The organism is Microbacterium sp. Bi128, assembly GCF_918698205.1.
The window spans coordinates 1-2,665 of record NZ_CAKKMM010000686.1; the positions used below are offsets into that span (position 1 = coordinate 1).

At 68.1% G+C, this 2,665-nt stretch carries 2 protein-coding genes and 1 pseudogene; 1 reads left to right on the forward strand and 2 read right to left on the reverse strand.

Annotated features, from left to right (window positions below):
• A pseudogene (locus LQV45_RS24855) lies at positions 1-223 on the reverse strand (A/G-specific adenine glycosylase); the annotation flags it as partial.
• A gap of 98 nt (positions 224-321) precedes the next feature.
• Here LQV45_RS24855 and LQV45_RS24860 point away from each other — a divergent pair.
• A complete protein-coding gene (locus LQV45_RS24860) occupies positions 322-1,038 on the forward strand; it encodes a hypothetical protein (RefSeq protein WP_374208291.1) in 717 nt (238 codons plus the stop codon).
• 55 nt (positions 1,039-1,093) lie between these two features.
• Here the strand turns inward: LQV45_RS24860 and disA are convergent, their stop codons facing one another.
• Entirely contained in the window at positions 1,094-2,170 is a 1,077-nt protein-coding gene (disA, locus tag LQV45_RS24865) for a DNA integrity scanning diadenylate cyclase DisA (protein ID WP_018774911.1), read from the reverse strand.
• Between the last annotated feature and the right edge of the window lie 495 nt (positions 2,171-2,665).

The window sequence follows — 2,665 nt, forward strand, 5'->3', positions numbered from 1 at the left end:
CCCGGACCACCGGCGTCTGCTGGAGCATCACTTCGCTGACCAGCACACCCCAGGGCGAGCAGTCCGCGGCCCGCCACGGCAGATCCCTGGCGTTGGACGCGAACCAGTCATCCAGGGCCGCATGGAGCGCTGGGAGATTGTCGGCACGGCCGGGCGCCCCGGCGGGCAGGGGGTCCCGCGGTGCCGCGGCGGATACGGGGGGCGTGGGGGTTAGAGTTTCGATCCATTCAGCGTAATAGATCGGGGTAACGGATCGGGACGGCGTCAGGTCCCGCGGCGTGGTCGGGCGCCATAGCCCGCGTGGTTCTCTAGGCTAGAAGAATGGTCAGGCAAGGCACTTCAGGTACGGGCGGTTCGCGGCCGAAAGGTTCGGCCCCGGGGCAATCCGGGCGCAAATCCGGACGGCCCCCGCTGCGCCGGGTGTACCGCCGCCGCCGGCTGTTTGCAGGGGTGGTCCTGCTGCTCGTCATCGCCGTGGCCTTCGGCGGCTTTGTGGCGGTTTCGAATGCCATGGGCGGGGGCCCGTCTGCCGGCGCCCAGCCGTCCGGGGCAGCACCGTCGCCGGCGGCCAGCCCGGCTGGCTCCGCGTCGGGGAGCCCGACGGCGTCCGGGGAGGCTTCCGCCTCACCCACGGCCACATCGGGGGAGGGCTGCGAGCAGAATCTGATCACCGTTACGGCCGCCACCGACAAACAGGCTTACGCCGCCGGTGAGAAGCCGCTGCTGAGCCTCACGGTGACCAACAACAACAAGGTCCCGTGCGAGGTCAACATCGGGACGTCGCAGATGGAGTACATGATCACCAGCGGCTCGGACCGGATCTTCTCCTCCAAGGACTGCCAGGCGGAGAGCGCGGACCTGATGAAGACCATTGCTCCGGGCAAGAGCGAGACGGCGAACTTCCCGTGGCAGCGCAACCGCACGGTGCAGGGCTGCGAGCCCGTCGAGGCCACGCCCGGTGCCGGCGGCGCCTACTACGTCTTCACCGCGCGGCTGGCGAACAAGAACAGCCCCAAGGCCGTGTTCCAGCTCAGCTGACCCGCATAACTCCTGTTACCCCCCCGATTACCCCCCGGTGGGCTTGTGGAGGGGATTAGAGGAAGCGGTCCAGCAGGCTGGCCTCGGCCATGCGGCTCAGGCCCTCCCTGACGGTCCTGGCACGCTGGTCACCGATCCCGTCGACGGTCATGAGGTCATCGATTGTTGCCGCCATCAGGAACTGCAGGCCGCCGAAGTGGTCGACGAGCCGGTCGGCGACGGCCTTCGGCACGGCCTTGAGCCCGGAGAGCAGGCGGTAGCCGCGCGGCTGCACGACGGCGTCGAGGTTGGCCTCGCCGCCGGCGAAGCCGACGATCCCGGCGATCTTGCCCAGGTCGATCAGCTCGGTCGGGCCCAGGCTGACGAGGGCCTTGACCGCTTTGTCGATGTCCTCCGCTGTTGCGGCCGGCCCGGAGTAGTCGCGGATGATGACGTCGCTGCCCGGGCCGCGGCCGACGGTGAGCTCGTCCAGCTGCAGCGAGAGCAGGCGGCCGTCCTCGCCCAGTTCCAGGACGTACTGGGAGATTTCCTCGGAGATCCTGCGCACCATTTCCTGGCGCTGCAGGGTGACCGCGACGTCACGGACCGTCACCATGGCCTCGATTTCCAGGGCCGAGAGCGAGCTGGTGACCTGGTCCAGGCGCGAGCGGTAGCGTTCCAGGGTTGCCAGGGCCTGGTTGGCGCGGGCCAGTACCTTTTCTGAGCCCTCCAGGACGTGGCGCAGCCCGTGCACGTACAGCGCGATGATCTGCATTGACTGGCTGACCGAAATGACCGGGACGCCCGTCTGGATGGCCACGCGTTCCGCGGTCCGGTGCCTGGTGCCCGATTCCTGCGTTTCGATGCTCGAATCCGGGACGAGCTGGACCGCCGCGCGCAGGATGTTGCTGGCATCCTTGTCGCAGACGATGGCGCCGTCCATCTTCGCCAGTTCCCGCAGCCGGGTGGGGGAGAAATCGATGCCGATCTCGAAGCCGCCCGAACAGATGGACTCGATGGTCCTGTCGATGCCCAGCACGATCAGCGCGCCGGTCCGGCCGCGGAGGATGCGTTCCAGGCCGTCGCGGAGGGCTGTGCCCGGTGCCACCCTGGCCAGGGTCGCCTTGAGCGCATCTTCAGGGCTCCGAGCCATAGATTTCCCTTCAAAGGTGCAGGAACGAGCCTGCAAGTGCGCCGGATTCCAGGGTCTCCCGGCAGGATCAAAGTACTCAGTTCCCCGCACTCCCCATGATAGGGGTAAAGCAAGGCCACTTCCGCACAGGCAAGCCTTAAAGTGGTCCATTGCGGCGTGCCGCCGCGGCCCTCCTGAAGGGCTGCCCCGGGCGCCGTCCGTGACGGCATTTGGGCGCCGCAAGGCCGCAGCTTTGTGCCCGGGCCTCGCGCGGCTTCATGCGCGGTCAGGACGCAGCTTCGACCGTGGTCCGCGGCCTGCGATAAACTTGGATCCTTGGGTGTACCGCGGGCTCTCCGCGCCGTGACCCGTCCACTGCCGCAGCGAAAGTAGCATCGTGTCTCAAGAAGTCCTCAGCCCCGCCCGAGTCCAGGAGATTCACAAGCAGGCGGCCCGGCGCCGGACTTTCGCGGTCATTTCGCACCCCGACGCCGGCAAATCCACCCTGACGGAGGC

Bases quoted from the DNA above. Each gene is read 5' to 3' on its own strand.
- LQV45_RS24860 (WP_374208291.1), top strand. From the start codon at position 322: ATGGTCAGGCAAGGCACTTCAGGTACGGGCGGTTCGCGGCCGAAAGGT.
- disA (WP_018774911.1), bottom strand. From the start codon at position 2,170: ATGGCTCGGAGCCCTGAAGATGCGCTCAAGGCGACCCTGGCCAGGGTG.